13 protein-coding genes and 2 pseudogenes are annotated in these 19,464 nt (G+C 62.2%); 3 read left to right on the forward strand and 12 right to left on the reverse strand.

Features of this window, described 5'->3' with window-relative positions; genetic code table 11:
- Positions 1 to 112: 112 nt before the first annotated feature.
- From J1G34_RS27535 to J1G34_RS00885, 3 genes and pseudogenes are all read left to right on the forward strand, one after another.
- A pseudogene (locus tag J1G34_RS27535) lies at positions 113 to 1,123 on the forward strand (methyl-accepting chemotaxis protein); the annotation flags it as partial.
- 201 nt (positions 1,124 to 1,324) lie between these two features.
- A complete protein-coding gene (locus J1G34_RS27540) occupies positions 1,325 to 2,029 on the forward strand; it encodes a methyl-accepting chemotaxis protein (RefSeq protein WP_370671216.1) in 705 nt (234 codons plus the stop codon).
- Positions 2,030 to 2,164: 135 nt separating this feature from the next.
- Positions 2,165 to 4,072 carry a methyl-accepting chemotaxis protein gene (locus tag J1G34_RS00885; protein WP_222993058.1) on the forward strand — a complete coding sequence of 636 codons (1,908 nt, stop codon included), beginning with the start codon at positions 2,165 to 2,167 and terminating at the stop codon, positions 4,070 to 4,072.
- A gap of 113 nt (positions 4,073 to 4,185) precedes the next feature.
- On the opposite strand, the gene J1G34_RS00890 is transcribed toward J1G34_RS00885, so the two are convergent.
- From J1G34_RS00890 to J1G34_RS00945, 12 genes and pseudogenes are all read right to left on the reverse strand, one after another.
- Positions 4,186 to 4,920 (reverse strand): amino acid ABC transporter ATP-binding protein, encoded by a 735-nt coding sequence (locus tag J1G34_RS00890; RefSeq protein ID WP_065885726.1) that lies wholly within the window; start codon positions 4,918 to 4,920, stop codon positions 4,186 to 4,188.
- Positions 4,913 to 5,872, reverse strand: coding sequence for an amino acid ABC transporter permease (locus J1G34_RS00895; RefSeq protein WP_065885727.1), 960 nt, complete (start codon positions 5,870 to 5,872; stop codon positions 4,913 to 4,915). The genes J1G34_RS00890 and J1G34_RS00895 overlap by 8 nt, the downstream gene beginning before the upstream one ends.
- A 123-nt stretch (positions 5,873 to 5,995) precedes the next feature.
- Complete coding sequence (locus tag J1G34_RS00900; protein ID WP_065893741.1) at positions 5,996 to 6,793, reverse strand: transporter substrate-binding domain-containing protein; 798 nt, start codon at positions 6,791 to 6,793, stop codon at positions 5,996 to 5,998.
- Positions 6,794 to 7,011: 218 nt separating this feature from the next.
- Complete coding sequence (locus J1G34_RS00905) at positions 7,012 to 7,812, reverse strand: transporter substrate-binding domain-containing protein (protein ID WP_222993060.1); 801 nt, start codon at positions 7,810 to 7,812, stop codon at positions 7,012 to 7,014.
- Between the two features lie 184 nt (positions 7,813 to 7,996).
- Positions 7,997 to 10,569: pseudogene (mdoH, locus tag J1G34_RS00910) on the reverse strand (glucans biosynthesis glucosyltransferase MdoH); the annotation flags it as partial.
- On the reverse strand, positions 10,562 to 12,313 hold the full coding sequence (locus J1G34_RS00915; RefSeq protein ID WP_065893742.1) for a glucan biosynthesis protein G: 1,752 nt from the start codon (positions 12,311 to 12,313) through the stop codon (positions 10,562 to 10,564). The gene J1G34_RS00915 and the pseudogene mdoH, both read right to left, overlap by 8 nt.
- A 267-nt stretch (positions 12,314 to 12,580) precedes the next feature.
- Positions 12,581 to 13,018: a D-aminoacyl-tRNA deacylase gene (gene dtd / locus J1G34_RS00920; protein ID WP_065885730.1), complete on the reverse strand. Its 438-nt coding sequence runs from the start codon at positions 13,016 to 13,018 to the stop codon at positions 12,581 to 12,583.
- Positions 13,015 to 13,986, reverse strand: a complete 972-nt coding sequence (pip, locus tag J1G34_RS00925) for a prolyl aminopeptidase (protein WP_065885731.1) — start codon at positions 13,984 to 13,986, stop codon at positions 13,015 to 13,017. Before pip ends, dtd begins: the two co-directional genes overlap by 4 nt.
- A 121-nt stretch (positions 13,987 to 14,107) precedes the next feature.
- Entirely contained in the window at positions 14,108 to 14,908 is an 801-nt protein-coding gene (gene hutG / locus J1G34_RS00930; RefSeq protein WP_065935775.1) for an N-formylglutamate deformylase, read from the reverse strand.
- 11 nt (positions 14,909 to 14,919) lie between these two features.
- The gene (gene hutI, locus J1G34_RS00935) at positions 14,920 to 16,125 is read right to left on the reverse strand and encodes an imidazolonepropionase (protein ID WP_065885733.1); all 1,206 of its coding nucleotides are present in this window, start codon (positions 16,123 to 16,125) and stop codon (positions 14,920 to 14,922) included.
- Between the two features lie 248 nt (positions 16,126 to 16,373).
- A complete protein-coding gene (gene hutH, locus J1G34_RS00940) occupies positions 16,374 to 17,912 on the reverse strand; it encodes a histidine ammonia-lyase (protein WP_222993062.1) in 1,539 nt (512 codons plus the stop codon).
- A 28-nt stretch (positions 17,913 to 17,940) separates the two neighbouring features.
- On the reverse strand, positions 17,941 to 19,449 hold the full coding sequence (locus J1G34_RS00945; protein ID WP_222993064.1) for an HAL/PAL/TAL family ammonia-lyase: 1,509 nt from the start codon (positions 19,447 to 19,449) through the stop codon (positions 17,941 to 17,943).
- Positions 19,450 to 19,464: the final 15 nt, after the last annotated feature.

A 19,464-nucleotide genomic window follows, 5' to 3' on the forward strand; every position in this document is an offset into this window, starting at 1 on the left:
ATTGGCATTAGGGCAAGCCCCCTCCCACATTGGATCGTGTTGCTACAGAATCCTGCGTACATGCCGATAACCCCGGAATAAGTCCAAGCCTTGTTCCAGGGGAGTTTGCAGCATGTATCGTTGGTTAGCCGAAAAGCTGGGGAATGTCAGCGTCAAAACCAAGTTGGGCGTCGGCTTCGGCCTGGTGTTGCTGCTTACATTAATCATCACACTCACCGGCTGGGCCGGGCTCTCGGGCGTGATCAGCCGTGGCGACAAACTGGGCTACATCGCCAGCCTCAACGATTTGAGCAAGGAACTGCGCATCGCGCGCCTGGACTTTGAAATGCGCCGTGGCGAACAGGGCCCGGGGGCAGTCAATGGTTTTCTGGGCCAGCTGGAAAGCGGCCTGAAAACGGCCCGGGCGCTGATTGAACAGCCCGCCGATATCGCGCTGGTCGATGACCAACTCGCCGCCGTTGACCAGTACAAGCGCGCCTTCGACACCATGGTCCAGGCCGGTGCCAATCGCGAAAACGCGCGCAGCAAGCTCGGCGATACTGCTGACAATGCGGTACTCAAAGTCGGCGAAGTGGAAAAGACCCTGCTACAGGGCGACAGCGTCAACCAGTTCAACAGCATCGTCGACCTGAGCAAGTTGATCCAGCAGGCGCGGTTCCAGGTGCGCGGCTACACCTACAGCGGCAAAGTCGAAGCCGAGCAGCCCGCGCTGGATGCCATCGATAATGCCCTGAAGAAAATCGCCGCGCTCAACGGCCAGCTACCTGATCAATTTTCCACCAACCTGCAGCAGGCCGGCACCTCGCTGCAAGCCTACCGCGCCGCTGTCAGCCAGTACCGTGACTCGCAGGTAGCCAGCGCCGCCGCGCTGAAAATCATGAACGTCCAGGGCGACATTCTGTTGGACCGCAGCAGCAAACTCACTGCCTCGCAAACCGTGGTCCGCGACAGTGACGCCGCCCAAGCCAAACAGCTGTTGCTGCTGTCTACCCTGCTGGCGCTGCTGTTTGGCCTCGTCGCCGCCTGGGCCATCACCCGCCAGATCATCATCCCGCTCAATCAAACCCTCAAGGTCGCCGAGCGCGTGGCCTCGGGCGACCTCAGCCACAACCTGGAGTCCGCCCGCCAGGATGAACTGGGCCAACTGCAACGCGCCATGCAGAGCATGACCGTGGGCCTGCGCGAGCTGATCGGTGGTATCAGCGACGGCGTGACCCAGATCGCCAGCGCCGCCGAACAACTGTCGGCCGTCACCGAGCAGACCAGCGCCGGGGTCAACAGCCAGAAGGTCGAGACCGACCAGGTCGCCACGGCCATGAACGAAATGGCCGCCACCGTGCAGGAAGTGGCGCGCAATGCCGAAGAAGCGTCGGAAGCCGCCGTGGCCGCCGATGTGCAGGCCCGCGAAGGCGACCGAGTGGTCGGTGAAGCCATCGCCCAGATCGAACGCCTGGCCACCGAGGTCGGCAACTCGACGATCGCCATGGGCGATCTGAAGCGCGAAAGTGACAAGATCGGCAGCGTGCTTGACGTTATCAAGTCCGTGGCCCAGCAGACCAATCTGCTGGCGCTTAACGCGGCCATTGAAGCGGCGCGTGCCGGTGAAGCCGGGCGTGGCTTCGCCGTGGTCGCCGACGAAGTGCGCAGCCTGGCCCAGCGCACACAGAAGTCCACCGAGGAGATCGAGGAGCTGATCGTCGGCCTGCAAAACGGCACGCAGCAGGTGGCGACCATCATGGACAACAGTCGCGGCCTGACCGACAGCAGTGTCGAACTGACGCGCCGGGCCGGCAGCGCGCTGGAGAGCATCACCCGCACCGTGTCGACCATCCAGGCGATGAACTCGCAGATCGCCACCGCCGCCGAGCAGCAAAGCGCCGTTGCCGAAGAGATCAACCGCAGCGTGTTGAATGTGCGCGATGTCTCCGAGCAAACGTCTTCGGCCAGCGAAGAAACGGCGGCGTCCAGTGCTGAGCTGGCGCGCCTGGGCATCTACCTGCAAACCCTGGTCGGTCGCTTCCGCATCTGACCGAACTTGCGCGGCAGCCGATTGCGGCTGCCGCATCTTGTGAAATTTCCTACACGGTTATCAGCCCGCCCTCACTCCAATTCGAATTAGCGTTCATCTGTCGCGAAACGCTTTTTTCTGAATGGGAGGTGCGCCATGTTATCTCGGCTGACCCGCATGCTGGCGAACGCCAGCGTACGCCTCAAGCTCGCGCTGGGTTTTGGCCAAGTGCTGATGCTCAGCTTCATCATCTCTGCAACGGGCTGGCAGGCCTTGAACGCCATCCTTTATCGCTCCGACAGCCTGACGAGCCTGGGCGAGCTGGCCGTCCAGGCGCAGGCCATGCGCGCCGACCGCATCGTGTACCGCACCCTGGCGGACAAGGCCAGCCTGGACCAGATGACGCAGAAGATCGAGAAAATCGACCAGCATCTGACAGACCTTTCGCAGCGCCTGATAGACCCGGTCGATCTGCAACGCATTGCAGAGGCGGCAAGCCTGGTAGCCGACTTCAAGACGGCGCTGGCGCAGCTACCGGCCTTGATCGAGCAGCGCGAGAACATCCGCCCGGCGCTGAAGACATCTGCCCTGCAAGCCAGTGACACCCTGGCCCAATTCGCCAGCGACTTGCCCGACCAGAATGACGAAAAGGCGCTCGATGCCATCGAGCAATTGCGTCAAGCCATGGAGCAGGCTGAGGATCGCGCCCAGAACCCCGCCTGGGCGGCCGACTCATTGCAAGCCTATGCCGAGGCCGCCAATCAGACGCTGGACGCATTGGATGCCGCACAGGCCGCCGTCACCACGCTGCCGGTGGACTCCACGCTGCTCAAAACCGACCTGGCCAACTACCGCGCACAACTGGTCAAGCTCAAGGAAGCCCAACTCAGCGTCGAAAACGTGCAAAACCGCTTCGAGCAGCAGCTCAACGAGTTGCGCGAGAAAAGCGACTTGCTGAGCCAGAGCCAGAACACCAAGCGCAATCAGGAGGCGGCCCAGACTCATACATTGCTGATCGGCGTCACTCTGGCTGCGCTGGTATTGGGAGCGCTGGCCGCGTGGTGGATTGCCCGGCAGATCGCCTCGCCGTTGCGTGGCATCCTGATCGCCGCCAACCGTGTGGCCGAGGGCGACTTGAGCCACGACATCCAGGTGGAGCGTCGCGACGAGCTGGGCCAACTGCAACACAGCATCGGCCAAATGACCCGCAGCCTGCGCAGCCTGATCAGCGGCATCGGTGACAGCGCCCGCCAGATCGCCGGTGCGGCGACGCAGTTGTCCACCGTCACTGAGCAGACCCGTAACGGGCTCAACCAGCAGAAAGATGAAACCGACCAGGTGGCAACGGCGATGAATCAAATGCTCGCCACCGCCCAAGAGGTTGCGCGCCATGCCGAACGCGCTTCCGTTGCCGCCAACGAAGCAGATCAGCAGGCCGGCGCCGGCGAGCAGGTGGTCACTCAGGCCGTTGAGCAAATCGGCAACCTGGCCAGTGAAATGGCTTTGTCCGGCCGCGCAATGCTGACCCTGCAACAGGAAAGCCAGAAGATCGCCAGCGTGCTGGACGTTATCAAGTCCGTGTCCCAGCAGACCAACCTGCTGGCCCTGAACGCCGCGATCGAAGCGGCGCGCGCGGGCACTGCCGGCCAAGGCTTCGCCGTGGTCGCCGATGAAGTACGCAGCCTGGCCCAACGCACGCAGGAATCGGCTGAAGAAATCGAAGGGCTGATCCTCGGCCTGCATAACGGTACCCAGCAGGTAGCCGACATCATGGACAGCAGCCGCACCCTGACCGACAACAGCGTTGCCCTGACCCGCGACGCCGGCGAGGCCCTGGCGGCGATTGCCCGCACGGTGGCGGTGATCCAGGAAATGAACCCGCAGATTGCCGCCGCCGCCGAGCAGCAAAGCGCAGTGGCCGAGGAAATCAATCGCAGCGTATTGAAAGTGCGGGATGTGTCGGAACAGACCGCAGCCGCCAGCGAGGAAACGGCGGCGGCGAGTGTTCAATTGACCAGGTTGAGCGTGGATCTGCAGACGCTGGTCGGCAAATTCAAGTTCTGAAGAACCACCACTGTAGGAGCGAGCTTGCTCGCGAAAAGCCCAAGGCCGCCGCGTTCATTTAAGGTGCGCTGCGTTATCGTTGACGATCTTCGCGAGCAAGCTCGCTCCTACAGTCATAGCACCTGGCGCAGGAAAGCCTGGGCGCGCGGGTCCTTGGGCGCATCGAAGAACTCGGCCGGCGCCGCGTCTTCCAGCAATTTCCCGTGATCGAAAAACAACACCCGGTCCGCCACCTCACGGGCAAAGCCCATCTCGTGGGTGACGCAGACCATGGTCATGCCTTCCAGGGCCAGGGTCTTCATGACGTCGAGCACTTCGCCGACCATTTCCGGGTCCAGCGCCGAGGTCGGTTCGTCAAACAGCATCACCTTGGGCTCCATTGCCAGGGCTCGGGCAATCGCTACCCGCTGCTGCTGGCCTCCGGAAAGGCGCGACGGAAACTCATTGGCTTTCTGGGCGATACCGACCTTCTCCAGCAATGCCAGGGCCTTGGCCTCACGCTCGCGCTTGCCGCGCTTGCGCACGACCTTTTGCGCCAGGCACAGGTTCTCCAGCACGGTCATGTGGGGGAACAGGTTGAAATGCTGGAACACCATGCCGACTTCACGGCGGTAGGCATTCACATCGGTCTTCGGGTCGGCCAGTTGCAGGCCGTCGATGCTGACCGAACCTGAATCGAACTCCTCCAGCCCATTAAGACAGCGCAGAAAGGTGGACTTGCCGGAACCGGACGGGCCGATCACCACCAGCACTTCGCCCCTGGCTACCTGGGTGGTGACATGGTCCACGGCGCGCACCACATGGCCACGGGTATCGAAGACTTTTACCAGATCGCGGACTTCAATCACTTTGCGCGAGCCTCCGCTCAAGCCGGCTGGCCATCTTCGACAGCGGCAGGTTGATCAGCAGGTACAGGCCTGCCACACAGAACAGAATTTCAAACGGCGAAAACGAGGTGGTGATCACTTCGCGCCCGCTCTTGAGCAGCTCGGTGATCGCGATCACCGAGACCAGCGAGGTGTCTTTCACCAGGCTGATGAATTGACCGGCCAGCGGCGGCAGGACGCGCTTGAACGCCTGCGGCAACACCACATGCCGCATCGACTGGCTGGCGCTCAAGCCCAGGGAGCGCGCGGCCTCGTCCTGGCCACGGGTGATCGATTGCACACCGGCACGCACGATTTCCGCCACGTAGGCGCCGGTGAACAGCGACAGTGCCGCGATCCCGGCAAACTCCCGAGACAGGTTGAGTACCGTGCCGATAAAGAAATAGAAAATGAAGATCTGTACCAGCAGCGGCGTACCGCGCACCAGTTCGACGTAGATCGTCGACAGGTCGCGCAGGGTCGGGTTGCTGGACAGCCGGCACAAGCCGGTGGCCAGGCCAATCGCCAGGCCCAGGATGCCGGACACCACCGACAACCACAGCGTGGTCCACAGGCCCCACATCAACGGGCCCAGTGCCCAATGGCGGTTGACACCGATGACGTCACCTTCAGCCACATCATCGCCACGCGCCACTTGCAGGCTGTTGTCGGCGACCGTCACCTTCTGCTCGGCACCGGCATCACTGCGCAGCGTCACCTCGGCCACATCGCCCTTGCGGACCAGCTCGATGACGGTGGAAATATCGGCTGCACGCTGCGCTTCTTCGGCCTGATAGGCGAAATACTGCGGCACGCGGTTCCAGCGCCATTCGTAGGACATCAGCGAGGTGGCGTAGTACAAGGCGCCGGCCAGGCCGACCAGCACGACCACGGTCAGCAGGTGCCAGGGCCATTGGGCTTTTTTCTGTTTCATTTCACTGTCCGCATAGGTGTTGCCTGGTCGGCCGCCATCGGGGGCAAGCCCCCTCCCACAGGGAAACGCATTACAAGTGTGGGAGGGGGCTTGCCCCCGATACAGGCAACTCGGTCTTAAGCCTTATTCCATATCCTTGAGCCACTCGGAGCTCTTGAACCACTTGTCATGGATGCGATCGTAGGTGCCATCGTTCCTGATCTGGTGCAGGAAGTTGTTGATGAAGTTGATGCTGTCGTAGTCGCCTTTCTTCAAGCCGAACGCCAGGGGCTCAAAGGTGAAGGGTTCTTCCAGGAACACCAGCTTGCCGTTACCGACTTTCTTCTCGGCCACCACGTTGTACGGGGCGTCGTAGACAAAGGCGTCCGCCTTGCCGTTGACCACGTCCAGCACGCCTTCCTGCTCGTTGTCGTAGCCGTGGTACTTGGCTTTGGCGATCAACTTCCTGGCGACCATCTCACCGGTGGTGCCCAGCTTGGAGGTCAGGCGGTATTTTTCATCGTTCAGGTCTTTGTAGGACTTGATGGTGCCTTCCAGCTCCTTGCGAATCAGCAGGGTCTGGCCGACCACGATGAAGGGTTCGCTGAAGTTCAGGCGCAGGTTGCGTTCCTGGGTCAGGGTCATGCCGCTGCCGATCATGTCGAACTTGCCGGTCAGGAAGGCCGGGATGATGCCGTCGTAGCCGGTGGACACCAGCTCCAGCTTGACGCCCATGGACTTGGCCATGGCCTTGAGGATGTCGACTTCAAAGCCGATGATTTCACCGCGCTTGTCGGTCATTTCGAACGGCATGTAGGTCGGGTCCATGCCGACTTTCAGCGTGCCGCGCTTGACCGCATCATCGATGGCGCCAGCCTGGGCCGCAGTCGCCGCCACCAGTGCGGTGACGCCGAGCATCAGCATCGAAAGATACTTTTTCATCATCAAGACCCCTGAACGTTTTTTGTAAGGCCGGCGCAGTATGGGCTGCGCCATTTCGGGGTGCGATCCTAACGCACTCGCTGCCCGTCACAAAGGTTTCACGACTAAATGTTATCGACGCAGGTAAGAGAAACACTACGGCGCTGCGCCTGACTAAACGCCTGGACGGGTCGACGCGCAGACTCGCTAATGAGTTGATGTGTAAGTAGTTATGACCATCAGTCGATCTCCGCCATCCAGGCAGTGTCCCTGAACCACTTGTCATGCAGTTGATCGTAGGTGCCGTCCTGGGCCACCTGGTTGAGGAAGTGATTGACCCAGTTGAGGCTGTCGTAGTCACCTTTCTTCAGGCCGAACGCCAGGGGCTCAAAGGTAAACGGCTGCTCCAGCGTCAACAATGCGCTGTTCTCGGGCCGCGTCATGGCGATCAGGTTGTAGGGCGCATCGTAGACAAAGGCGTCGGCCTTGCCCTCCACCACGTGGCGCACGCCCTCCTCCGGCGTAGTGAAACGCTTGAGCCGCGCCGCCCCCAGGAAGCGCTGCGCCGCTGCCTCGCCAGTGGTGCCTTCGGTGACTGCGATCAGATAGCCAGACTCGTTCAGGTCTTCGATACTCGATGCTTTGCCGGCCAGGCGCGGGTGCAGCAGGACCGACTGGCCCACCACGATAAAAGAGTCACTGAAGTTGAGGTACAGGTTGCGCTCCTGGGTTACCGTCATGCCGCTGCCGATCAGGTCGTACTTCTCCGCCATCAGCCCCGACAGCAACTCCGTGTAAGGCACCGCGACCAGTTCGAGTTCTACCCCCAGCGCGCGGCTCATCGCCTGGAGCAGGTCGATCTCGAAGCCGATGATGCGTCCCTGCTTGTCCGTCATTTCGAACGGTACGTAAGTCGGCGTGGTGCCCACTTTCAGCACGCCACGGCGCACAGCGTCGTCAATCGCCCCGGCACAGAGCAAGCCGGTGTGAAGCAATGCGACAACACCTATCAGCAGTGCCGAACAATACCTTTTGAACATGTGTGCCCCCGTGGCGCGTCAAATTTGGGGGGCGATGCTACCCCAGCCACAGGCACGGCAATACGCTTCGAACGAAGGTCTTTTGTTTCGAAATAACAAGGAGTTAGGGAGGAAAGGAAGCGGCGCAAAACGCTGTAGGACCAGCGCTTGAAACGCCCCCGAGGTGGGCCCTCGGGGGCGTCTGAATCAGGCCGGTTGAGCCTGGGACGACAGCGGTTGCAGCGGGAGCAATGGCGCGTGCGGATCAGCCTTGATCGAAGCACGCCAAGCATCCAGCCACTCGGCGTGGCCTTCGCTCCACACCTGTTCATGCAAACGCGCCAGGGCTACCGGGTCGCTGAGCAGGGCCAGGCGCTCGCTGTTGGTGAGGCCGGCCGGGCCGACTTTCAACGCGTGACGAACACGCTCCACCCGCAGGTACTCGATCGGCTCCGCCTCGCGGTGCCGCGAGGTCGCCAGGGCACAGGCCAGGGCGTTCTGCTGCGGGTCGACCACCGAACGCACAAACCCGTCATTGAGCGCGTGCCAACGGTTTTCGTGGGTGTACTTCTCGGTCGACAGCAATGCCTGCGGCGGATTGTATTCCTCGGGGATCAGGAACAGGCTCTCATCGCGGGACTTGAGGCCCAGCTTGACCCGGCTGGAAATCACCGACACCGGGATCGACAGCATCAGCGAACCGACGATCGGGATCAGCCACCACAAGAAGCTTGGGTTGAGCCACACCACCAGTAACGCCCACAAAAAGCCCAGCAAGGTCTGCGGACCGTGACGCTTGACCGCTTCGCTCCACGGCGTGGAGTCGTCGTCGCGCTGCGGCGAGTTCCAGGTCGCGGCCCAGCCGAGGAACGCGGCCAGTACAAAGCGGGTGTGGAAGATCATGCGCACCGGCGCCAGCAGCATGGAGAACAGCATCTCCAGCAGCATCGACAGGGTCACCTTGAACTTGCCGCCGAACTCTTTGGCGCCCTTGGCCCAGATCAGGATGATGCTCAGCAGTTTAGGCAGGAACAGCAGCACGATGGTGGTGGAGAACAGTGCCACCGCCTTGTCCGGATGCCATTGCGGCCACAGCGGGTACAACTGGCGCGGCGCCATGAAGTACTGCGGCTCCATCAGGGTGTTCACCGCCAGCAAGGCCGTCGACAACACCAGGAAGAAAAACCACAACGGCGCCGACAGGTAGGACATCACGCCGGTCAGGAACACCGCACGGTGCACCGGGTGCATGCCCTTGACCAGGAACAGGCGGAAGTTCATCAGGTTACCGTGGCACCAGCGACGGTCACGCTTGAGTTCGTCCAGCAAGTTGGGAGGCAGTTCTTCGTAGCTGCCCGGCAGGTCGTAGGCAATCCACACGCCCCAGCCGGCGCGGCGCATCAGCGCTGCTTCAACGAAGTCGTGAGAGAGGATCGCACCGGCAAACGCGCCCTTACCCGGCAACGGCGCCAGGGCGCAGTGCTCGATAAACGGCTTCATGCGGATGATCGCGTTGTGGCCCCAGTAATGGGATTCACCCAACTGCCAGAAGTGCAGACCGGCGGTAAACAGCGGACCATAAACGCGGGTGGCGAACTGCTGCATGCGCGCATACAGGGTGTCCATGCCCGACGCACGCGGCGCGGTCTGGATAATCCCGGCATCCGGCGTGGCTTCCATCAGGCGTACCAGGCTGGTCAGGCATTCGCCGCTCATCACGCTGTCGGCGTCGAGCACCACCATGTACTTGTAGTCACCGCCCCAGCGACGGCAGAAGTCGTCGAGGTTGCCGCTCTTGCGCTTGACGCGACGGCGACGGCGGCGATAGAAAATCTTGCCGAAACCACCGGCTTCGCGGCACACGTCGAGCCAGGCTTGCTGTTCGGCAATGCAGATATCCGCTTCATTACTGTCGCTGAGCACGAAGAAGTCGAAACGGTCCAAGTCGCCGGTCGCGGCCACCGATTCGAACGTGGCACGCAAACCGGCGAACACCCGGGGCACGTCCTCGTTACAGATCGGCATCACCAGCGCGGTACGTGCATCCTTGGGAATCGGCTCGTCGCCGGCACTTTTACCGGAGATACGGTATTTGTCGTGACCGGTCAGCAGCTCGAGGAAGCCCATCAGCGCGGTCCAGAAACCGGCCGACACCCAGCAGAACAGAATCCCGAACATGATCAGGATGCTGGTCTGCAGTGCGTAAGGCAGTACCTGGGTAGCGGTTTGCAGCAGGGTCTGGTTGCGGATCTCGTCGAAGTCGACCAGCGACCAGCCCTGGTACGGCATGATGCCTTTCATGTACCAGCCGGCGACGATGGTCTGGCCAAGCATCAGCACCAGCAGGATATAGCGGCGGATCGAACCCACGGTGCGCCAGCGCGCGGCAGGCAGTACCCGTTCGTCTTTCGGCGGCTTCGGCGGGTTGGTGCGCCCGGTCATCCGACGCCAGCCGCGTACCAGGATGTTGGTGCGCCAAGGCTCGGGCACCACTTTGGTCCGACGGATCGGCGGCGTGGCCTTCAGGCACACGCGGCCGCTGGCGTCGAGCGCCAGCATCTCCGCGTCCTGCAGCTCTTCGGCCGTGCTGAGGGTCAGCCTGCGGCCCACCGACGCTTGGGCGGCGTCGGTGGGTGCGTCGAAGGTGGCGGACGACAGGCGTTCGTGCAGCTCGCTGAAGGAGCTGCAGCCCGCCAGCTCGGCGCGCTGCTCAGCCGTCATGGGGAGATGCGCCAGATACTCGGTCAGAGTTTCCGGCTTGACTTGTGAATTACTCATCGGCGGGCAACTGGTAGCTCCAGGTTTCGGTCAGGACTTGTTCGGTCTTGGCCGGCTCCGGCGTGACAGGGGCCGGTGCAGCTTCTGGCTGCTTGGCGTCCTTGTCCTTCGCCTCTTTGGCGTCTTTCTTGGCCTGTTTCTCGTGTTGCTTGGCCAGGACCTTGTCAGCCTTGAGCACGTGGGTCGAGACCTGTTCAGGCTCGGCCTGTGCAATTTCCTGCACCAGCGCCGCACGCATTTCAGTCGGCTTGCTTGCGTCCTTGATCTTCATGCGCAGCGTCAGGCGCCAGCCTTTGGTGTGCTCGTTGTAGCGCACGCTGTTTTCAACCAGCTCGGCGTTGTCGCCAACGCTGACCTGGCTGCGTACCGGGGCGTCAGGCAGCAGTTTCTTCAGGGCCGGGCCCTCGAAGTCCACCAGGTAGGCCACGGTGCCGTCCGGCTGACGGATCAGGTTGGATTGCTTCACGTCACCGGTGGAACGCAAGGTCTGCTTGACCCAGGCGCTGTCCGGCGAATGGAAGGCGGCATCGTCCAGCGTCCAGTGCAGGCGGTAGGACACATCCAGCGGCTTGCCGACTTCCGGCAGTTCGGCCGGGCTCCAGAAGGCAACGATGTTGTCGTTGGTTTCGTCAGCGGTAGGAATCTCTACCAGGTCGACGGTGCCTTTGCCCCAGTCGCCCTCAGGTTCGATCCAGGCGCTTGGGCGCTTGTCGTAGTTGTCGTCCAGATCTTCGTAGTGGCTGAAGTTGCGACCGCGTTGCAGCAGGCCGAACCCACGCGGGTTTTCCACGCTGAAGTTGCTGACCGACAGGTGTTTAGGGTTGTTCAGCGGGCGCCAGATCCACTCGCCATTGCCGGCATGGATCGACAGGCCGCTGGAATCGTGCAGTTCACGACGGTAGTTGAGGACCTTGGACGGCTGGTTGGCGCCGAACAGGAACATCGAGGTCAGCGGGGCCACGCCCAGCTTGCTCACCTTGTCGCGCAGGTACATCTGGGACTTGACGTCGACCACAGTGTCGGTGCCCGGACGCAGGATCAGGCGGTAGGCGCCCGTCGCACGCGGCGAATCGAGCAGGGCGAAGATCACCAGGTGCTTGTCGCCCGGCTTCGGACGCTCGATCCAGAACTCGGTGAAACGCGGGAATTCTTCGCCGGACGGCAGCGCCGTGTCGATCGCCATGCCACGGGCGGACAGGCCATACACCTGGTCCTTGCCGACGACGCGGAAATAGCTGGCGCCGAGCATGGTCATGATTTCGTCTTGCTTGTCGGCCTTGTTGATCGGGAACAGCACCCGGAAGCCGGCATAACCCAACTGTTCGGTGGCTTTTGGATCAAACTTCACGTCGCCGAAATCGAAACGATTGGGGTCGTACTTGATTTCCTGGACGCTGTCGGCGGTGACTTCATTGATTTTCACCGGCGTATCGAAGTGCATACCCTGGTGATAGAAGGACAGCTTGAACGGGGTGTTCTGATCGGCCCACTCGGCTTTTTCATTACGGAAACGAATCTTCTGGTAGTCAGCGAATTTCATTTCGCGGAATTCGTTCGGCAGATTGCTGCGCGGAGCTTCGTATTTCTGCCCGGCCAGCTCTTTTGCCTTGGCCGATACATCGTCCAGACTGAATGCCCACAGTTGACCCGCGCCGAACAGGCAGAACAGGGCAGAGCCCGTCACCAGTGCGTTTCGTAACCGTTTGGCAGACAATTTTGGTGCATTACAGGGACTAACAATCACGAGCAACCCTCGCCGAAAACAGATCAAAAAACCAACGGCCAGCTATCTATATGCCAGGTTGGCGAGCATTGTTCCGACTCCGCAGGGGCAAAATGATTCCCCACTGGTTTGCCGGACAAGTCTCTACCTAAGTCAAAAATGGACCAAACAACGCTGATCCCCGTAGCGCGCGATTATCTAGCAGCCCGCGAGACAACGCATCAGGGACAACGAAGTATTTGTAGCGAAACCCTGCGTTTTTAGGCATTAAAGTCGTTTTTCATACATTCAGGTCTGTAAGAGAAAGGTCACAGGGCCATCATTGACCAAATGCACCTGCATATCCGCGCCGAAACGCCCTGATGCCACCTTGCCATGCAATTGTTGCGCTTGTAACAACAAGTGATCAAAAAGCGCCGCTCCGAGGGCCGGCGGGGCTGCCGTGGAGAAGCTCGGCCGCAGCCCGCTTTTGGTATCCGCCGCCAGGGTGAACTGCGATACAAGCAACAGCCCGCCGTCGACATCCTTCAACGACAGGTTCATCTTGCCCTCATCGTCGCTGAACACCCGATAGTTAAGCAGCTTGTGCAGCAGTTTGTCGGCGCTTTCAGGCGTATCTGAAGGTTCGACGGCCACCAGCACCAGCAAACCCTGGTCAATTGCCCCGACTATTTCGCCGGCCACCTCGACACGGGCGCCTCGCACCCGTTGCAACAAGCCCTTCATGCTTCCTCAGGCGGTAAATCAAGCAGGCGTCGTGCCATTTCGCCGGTTGCGCGGACCAGCGCATCGGTAATGCCAGGCTCGGACGCGGCATGCCCCGCCTCGCGGATCACCTGCAATTCACTGTTCGGCCAGGCCTGGTGCAGCGCCCAGGCGTTATCCAACGGGCAAATCATGTCGTAGCGGCCGTGGATGATGACCCCGGGCAGATGGGCGATCTTGTGCATGTCGCGAATCAGCTGGTCAGGCTCCAGGAACGAGTTGTTGGTGAAGTAATGGCACTCAATGCGGGCGATGGACAACGCACGCTGCGGCTCGGAGAAGCGCTCGACATGCTGCGGGCTCGGGCACAGGCCCAGCATGCGCCCTTCCCAGCCGGACCAGGCCTTGGCCGCGTGCATCTGGGCGATCTGGTCGTTGCCGGTCAGACGCTTGTGATACGCCGCGATCATGTCGTGACGCTCTTCCACCGGGATCGGTGCCAGGTAGTCCTGCCAGTAATCCGGGAACAGCCGGCTCGCGCCCTCCTGGTAGAACCAGTGAATGTCCTGAGGACGCGCCAGGAAAATGCCGCGCACGATCAAGCCATGCACACGCTCGGGGTGGGTTTGCGCGTAGGCCAGGGACAGCGTCGAACCCCAGGAGCCACCGAACAGCACCCATTTGTCGATACCCAGGTGCTCGCGGATGCGCTCAAGGTCGGCGACCAGGTCCCAGGTGGTGTTGTTTTCAAGGCTCGCGCGGGGGGTGGAGCGTCCGCAACCGCGCTGGTCGAAGGTGACGATGCGGTACAGGTTCGGATCGAAGTAGCAACGGCTCTGCGCGTCGCAACCGGAGCCGGGGCCGCCATGGATGAACACCACCGGCAGGCCCTCGGGGGAGCCGCTTTCATCGACGTACAGGGTGTGAACATCATCGACTGCCAGATCGTGCCGGGCATAGGGTTTGATCTGCGGGTACCAAGTCTGCATTGCGCGCTCCGTGGGGTGTCGGGTTCATCCCTGGGGGGACGTCTATTATTCTGCCGTCTGGCATCATAAACCCGAATTGTGCAATGAGCATGTCCTTGAGCGCCTGGACCCGCGTCAGCCTTTATCGATAGTGCATCTGCCCCCATGCCAGCAAGGCTTGCAGCAATTGTTTCAACACCACCTGGGTCGGCTCGGCCAGGTCCGGGCGATAGCGGAACGGCTCAACCTCTTCCATATACGTGCTCTGGCACAACTCCAACTGCACCGCATGGATATCCTGCGCCGGATTACCGTAGTGGCGGGTAATGTGACCGCCCTTGAAACGCCCGTTCAGCACGTGGGTGTACTGAGGATGCCGGGCGCAGATGGCTTCCAGCTGGCCGGCCAGTTCGGGATCGCAGGCGGCGCCATTGAAGGTGCCGAGGTTGAAGTCCGGCAATTTGCCCTCGAACAGGTGCGGGATCACAGAGCGGATCGAGTGCGCGTCAAACAGCAGCGCGTAGCCGAATTCAGCCTTGAGGCGCGCCAGTTCTTCTTGCAGCGTGCGGTGATACGGGCCCCAGATTTTCTGCAGGTAGGTGGCGCGCTCGGCCTCGGACGGTGTCTGCCCTTCACGGAACAACGGCACGCCATCGAACAGCGTCTCCGGGTACAGGCCGGTGGTGGCGCCCGCATAGAGCGGCTTGTTATCGGATGGCCGGTTCAGGTCGATGACGAACCGCGAATACTCGGCCGCCAGGGTGCTGGCGCCCAGTTCTTCGGCAAAGTCATACAGCAAGGGAATATGCCAATCGGTGTCCGGCAGGCTTTGCGCCTCGGGGATCAACCCGGCCTCGACCGCAGGCGTCAGGCGCAGGCCGGCGTGGGGCATGCTGATCAGCAGCGGTACGCGGCCTTGTTTGAATGTCAGAACCTTATCCACAACGCTTCTCCTCAAACAGTGACGTCGACGCCATGGCGCACAACGCGTTTATCCAGCTCGCCACCCAGCCAATAGGCCAGGTCGGCAGGGCGATCGATCTGCCAGGCGACAAAATCCGCGACCTTGCCCACTTCCAGCGAACCATGGGTGTCGCCCATGCCCAAGGCGGTAGCCGCGTGTTGCGTGGCGCCGGCCAGGGCTTCTTCCGGGGTCATGCGGAACAGGGTGCAGGCCATGTTCAACATCAGGCGCACCGACAGGGCCGGCGAAGTGCCGGGGTTGAGGTCGCTGGCGATGGCAATCTTCACACCGTGTTTGCGCAGGGCGTCCATCGGCGGCAATTGGGTTTCGCGCAGGAAGTAGAAGGCCCCTGGCAGCAACACGGCAACGGTGCCGGCAGCGGCCATGGCGATGGCATCTTCCTCGGTCATGAACTCCAGGTGGTCCGCCGACAACGCCTGGTAACGCGCGGCCAGGCTGGAACCGTGCAGCGACGAGAGTTGCTCGGCATGCAGCTTCACCGGCAAGCCCAGTTGCCGGGCGACTTTAAACACGCGCTCGACCTGCTCGGTGGAGAACGCCAGGTATTCACAGAACGCATCCACCGCATCCACCAGCCCTTCTGCCGCCAGCGCCGGCAGCATCTCATTGCAGATGTGCTCGATGTAGTCATCGGCGCGGTCCTTGTACTCCGGCGGCAACGCATGAGCCGCCAGGCAGGTGGCGCGTACGCTCACCGGTAGCGCTTCACCCAGGCGCCGCGCCACGCGCAGCATCTTGCGTTCGTTGGCCAGGTCCAGGCCGTAGCCGGACTTGATCTCCACCGTGGTCACGCCGTCGCGCAAAAGACTGCGCAGGCGCTTTTCGGCACTGGCAAACAATTCATCTTCCGTCGCAGCACGGGTGGCCCGCACGGTGCTGGCAATACCCCCGCCCCGGGCCGCGATGTCGGCGTAGCTGACGCCTTCAAGGCGCTGCTCGAATTCGCCGCTGCGGTTGCCACCGAACACGGTGTGGGTGTGGCAGTCGATCAGTCCAGGCGTGACCCACGCGCCTTGCAGGTCATGCACTTGGGCGTAATCCGCCGTCGGCGCCTGGTTGCGCGGGCCGATCCACTCGATCAGCGAGCCCGCAGTCACCATGGCGGCATCCTCGATAATCGAGTATTTGCCCTGGGCCATGGTTGCGACGTGGCAGTGTTGCCAAAGGGTTTTCATTAACGCCTCCCTAAGTTATCGATGAGACAAAGCCGATTCGAGCGTTGAGCCCGCGTTTCAAACCTTTTTCTGGCGGGTGCATTTCTCGTCCCTATTATTCTTATGAGGAGAAGATCGTTCCCACGCTCTGCGTGGGAATGCATCCTGTGACGCTCCGCGTCACTACTCTAAAAAGCGAACGCAGAGCGTCCGGGGCGGCATTCCCACGCAGAGCGTGGGAACGATCGGCGCAGTGGGGCGGCGACGTGTTAGAGACTTGGCAGCAGCTTGGCCGGCACCAGCTCATTCAGGCAGCGGCTGGCAAGCAGTTCGCTGGCGGCGATGATGTCCGGGGCGAAGAAGCGGTCCTTGTCGTAGAACGCCACTTTGTCACGCAACAGGCCACGGGCCTTTTCAAGCGCAGGCGAGGTTTTCAAGCCGTCGCGCAGATCCAGGCCCTGGCAGGCGGCGAGCCATTCCACAGCGAGAATGCCACGGGTGTTCTCGGCCATTTCCCACAGGCGCTTGCCCGCAGCCGGGGCCATGGACACGTGGTCTTCCTGGTTGGCCGAGGTCGGCAGGCTGTCCACGCTATGGGGATGGGCCAGTGCCTTGTTCTCGCTGGCGAGCGCCGCAGCGGTGACCTGGGCGATCATGAAGCCGGAGTTGACCCCGCCATTGCCCACCAGGAACGGCGGCAGTTGCGACATGTGCTTGTCCATCATCAACGAGATACGGCGCTCACTGAGCGAGCCGATTTCGGCAATCGCCAACGCCATGTTGTCGGCAGCCATGGCCACCGGCTCGGCGTGGAAGTTACCGCCGGAAATCACATCGCCTTCGGCCGCGAACACCAGCGGGTTGTCCGACACGGCATTGGCCTCCACCACCAGCACCTCGGCGGCCTGGCGGAACTGGGTCAGGCAGGCGCCCATGACCTGCGGCTGGCAGCGCAGGGAGTAAGGGTCTTGCACCTTGTCGCAGTTCTGGTGCGACTGGGACACCTGGCTGCTTTCACCGAGCAGGTCGCGATAGGCCGCAGCGGCATCAATCTGCCCACGCTGGCCGCGTGCGGCATGAATCCGTGCGTCGAACGGCGAGCGCGAGCCGAGTACCGCTTCCACGGTAAGGCCACCACACGCGAGAGCGCCGGCGAACAGGTCTTCGCCTTCAAACAGGCCGCGCAAGGCATAGGCGGTGGACATCTGGGTGCCGTTGAGCAGGGCCAGGCCTTCTTTGGCGGCGAGGGTCAGCGGCGTCAGGCCGGCGACTTTCAGCGCGTCGGTCGCCTCCAGCCATTCGCCCTTGTAGCGCGCCTTGCCTTCGCCGAGCAGCACCAGGGACATATGGGCCAACGGCGCCAGGTCACCGGATGCACCGACCGAACCTTTAAGTGGAATGTGCGGGTACACCTCGGCGTTGATCAGCGCGATCAGCGCGTCGATTACCTGCCGACGAATCCCGGAGAACCCACGGCTCAGGCTGTTGACCTTGAGCACCATGACCAGCCTGACCAGCGCATCGCTGATCGGCTCACCCACGCCGGCGGCATGGGACAGCACCAGGGAACGCTGGAGGTTTTCCAGGTCTTCGCTGGCAATACGAGTCGAGGCCAGCAGGCCGAAACCGGTGTTGATGCCATAGGCGGTGCGGTTCTCGGCGAGAATCTGCTCCACGCAGGCAACACTGGCTTCGATCTGCGCCGTGGCGCTGTCATCCAGGCTGAGGGTTACCGGCTGCTGGTAGATGGCCCGCAGTTGGGCAAGGCTCAGTTGGCCTGGAATCAGGGTTAGCGCAGTCACATTCATTCTCCTTGTGAATTGTTCTTCTAGGCATTCAATACAAATTCGGTAATGCGGTGTCTTTGATGAGGTTGGCGGCCGCGGCAATGTCCGGCGCCAGCCAGCGGTCCTGCTCGTAAGCGGGGACCATTTCGCGCAGCAGGCGCCAGGCGCGGTCGGTGCCGGCGCCGAAGCGCTGGCCCTTGAGAAACTCGAACGCCTGGGCCGCCAGCAGGTATTCGATGGCCAGAATCTGGGTAACGTTGAGCAATACCTGATGCAGCTTGAGCGCCGCATTGGTGCCCATGCTCAAGTGGTCTTCCTGCAGGCCCGAGGTGACGAAGTTGTCGAGCACCGCCGGTTGCGCCAATTGGCGGTTCTGCCCGCACAACGACGCGGCGACGTACTGCACGATCATCATCCCGGAGTTGACCCCGGGGTTGCTGACCAGAAACGCCGGCAGGCCGCTGACGTGCGGGTTGATCAGGCGGTCCAGGCGGCGTTCGGCCACCGAACCGATTTCGGCCATGGCAATCGCCAGCAGGTCGGCCGCCAGCGCCACGGATTGGCCGTGGGGGTTGGCCTGGGACACTACGCGGTAGTTGTCCGGCGTGCCGAGGACCAGCGGGTTGTCGGTGGCGCTGTTGAGTTCGGTCTCGATCTGGCGGGTGGCGTGCGCCACCTGATCGCGCGCCGCGCCGTGGATCTGCGGGATCGAGCGGATGCTCAGGGCGTCCTGGGTACGGACGCCCCGGCTGGTGGCGATCACTTCACTGCCGTCGAGCAAGGCGCGCAGGTTACGCCCGACTTCCTGCATGCCCGCATGGGGCTTGAGGGCAATGATTTCTGCGTCGAAGGCATCGATCTGGCCGCGCTGGGCTTCGAAACTCATGGCGCCGATCACATCGGCCCATTGCAGCAAGTGATGGGCATCGGCCAGGGCCAGGCAGCTCAGGCCGGTCATGCACGGCGTGCCGTTGACCAGGCACAGGCCGTCCTTGGCGCCCAGGACGACGGGCTGCAAACCTTCAGCGGCCAAGGCTTGCTGCGCGCTCACAACCTGGCCGCGATAGCTGACGTTGCCGACGCCGAGCAGCGCCACGCCGACATGGGCCATGTGGGTCAGGTAGCCCACCGAGCCCTGGGACGGTACTTGGGGCGTGATGCCGTGGTTGAGCAGCGCCAGCAGCGCCTGCACCACTTGCCGATGCAGGCCGGATTTGCCGTGGCTGTAGTTGATGATGGCGGCGCAGATGATCGCGCGGGTCTGCTCGTCGCTCAAGACAGGGCCGACGCCGCAGGCGTGGCTGAGCAAGGTGTTGCGCGACAACTGGCGCAGTTGCTCGCCCTCGAGCGACACGTTGCACAGCGCGCCCAGGCCGGTGTTCACGCCATACGCGCGCTCGCCGCTGGCGACGATGCACTGCACGACGGCCTGGGCATTGTCGATCCGCGCCCAGGACTGGCTCGAAAGTTCGAGCACTGCGCCGTGGCGGGCGACGGCGGCGACGTCCTGCCAGCGCAGGGGGGTGTCGGCGATGATGATTGTTGTTGCCTGGGGCATCTTTGTACCTTCTTC

Source organism: Pseudomonas sp. Wu6, assembly GCF_019891515.1.
GTDB classification, from domain to species: domain Bacteria; phylum Pseudomonadota; class Gammaproteobacteria; order Pseudomonadales; family Pseudomonadaceae; genus Aquipseudomonas; species Aquipseudomonas orientalis_A.

Coding starts and splice junctions, on each gene's coding strand:
- J1G34_RS00885 (WP_222993058.1), top strand. CDS start 2,165: ATGTTATCTCGGCTGACCCGCATGCTGGCGAACGCCAGCGTACGCCTC.
- dtd (WP_065885730.1), bottom strand. CDS start 13,018: ATGAAGGGCTTGTTGCAACGGGTGCGAGGCGCCCGTGTCGAGGTGGCC.
- J1G34_RS00945 (WP_222993064.1), bottom strand. CDS start 19,449: ATGCCCCAGGCAACAACAATCATCATCGCCGACACCCCCCTGCGCTGG.
- J1G34_RS00900 (WP_065893741.1), bottom strand. CDS start 6,793: ATGAAAAAGTATCTTTCGATGCTGATGCTCGGCGTCACCGCACTGGTG.
- J1G34_RS27540 (WP_370671216.1), top strand. CDS start 1,325: ATGGCCGCCACCGTGCAGGAAGTGGCGCGCAATGCCGAAGAAGCGTCG.
- hutH (WP_222993062.1), bottom strand. CDS start 17,912: ATGAATGTGACTGCGCTAACCCTGATTCCAGGCCAACTGAGCCTTGCC.
- J1G34_RS00905 (WP_222993060.1), bottom strand. CDS start 7,812: ATGTTCAAAAGGTATTGTTCGGCACTGCTGATAGGTGTTGTCGCATTG.
- J1G34_RS00895 (WP_065885727.1), bottom strand. CDS start 5,872: ATGAAACAGAAAAAAGCCCAATGGCCCTGGCACCTGCTGACCGTGGTC.
- pip (WP_065885731.1), bottom strand. CDS start 13,986: ATGCAGACTTGGTACCCGCAGATCAAACCCTATGCCCGGCACGATCTG.
- hutI (WP_065885733.1), bottom strand. CDS start 16,125: ATGAAAACCCTTTGGCAACACTGCCACGTCGCAACCATGGCCCAGGGC.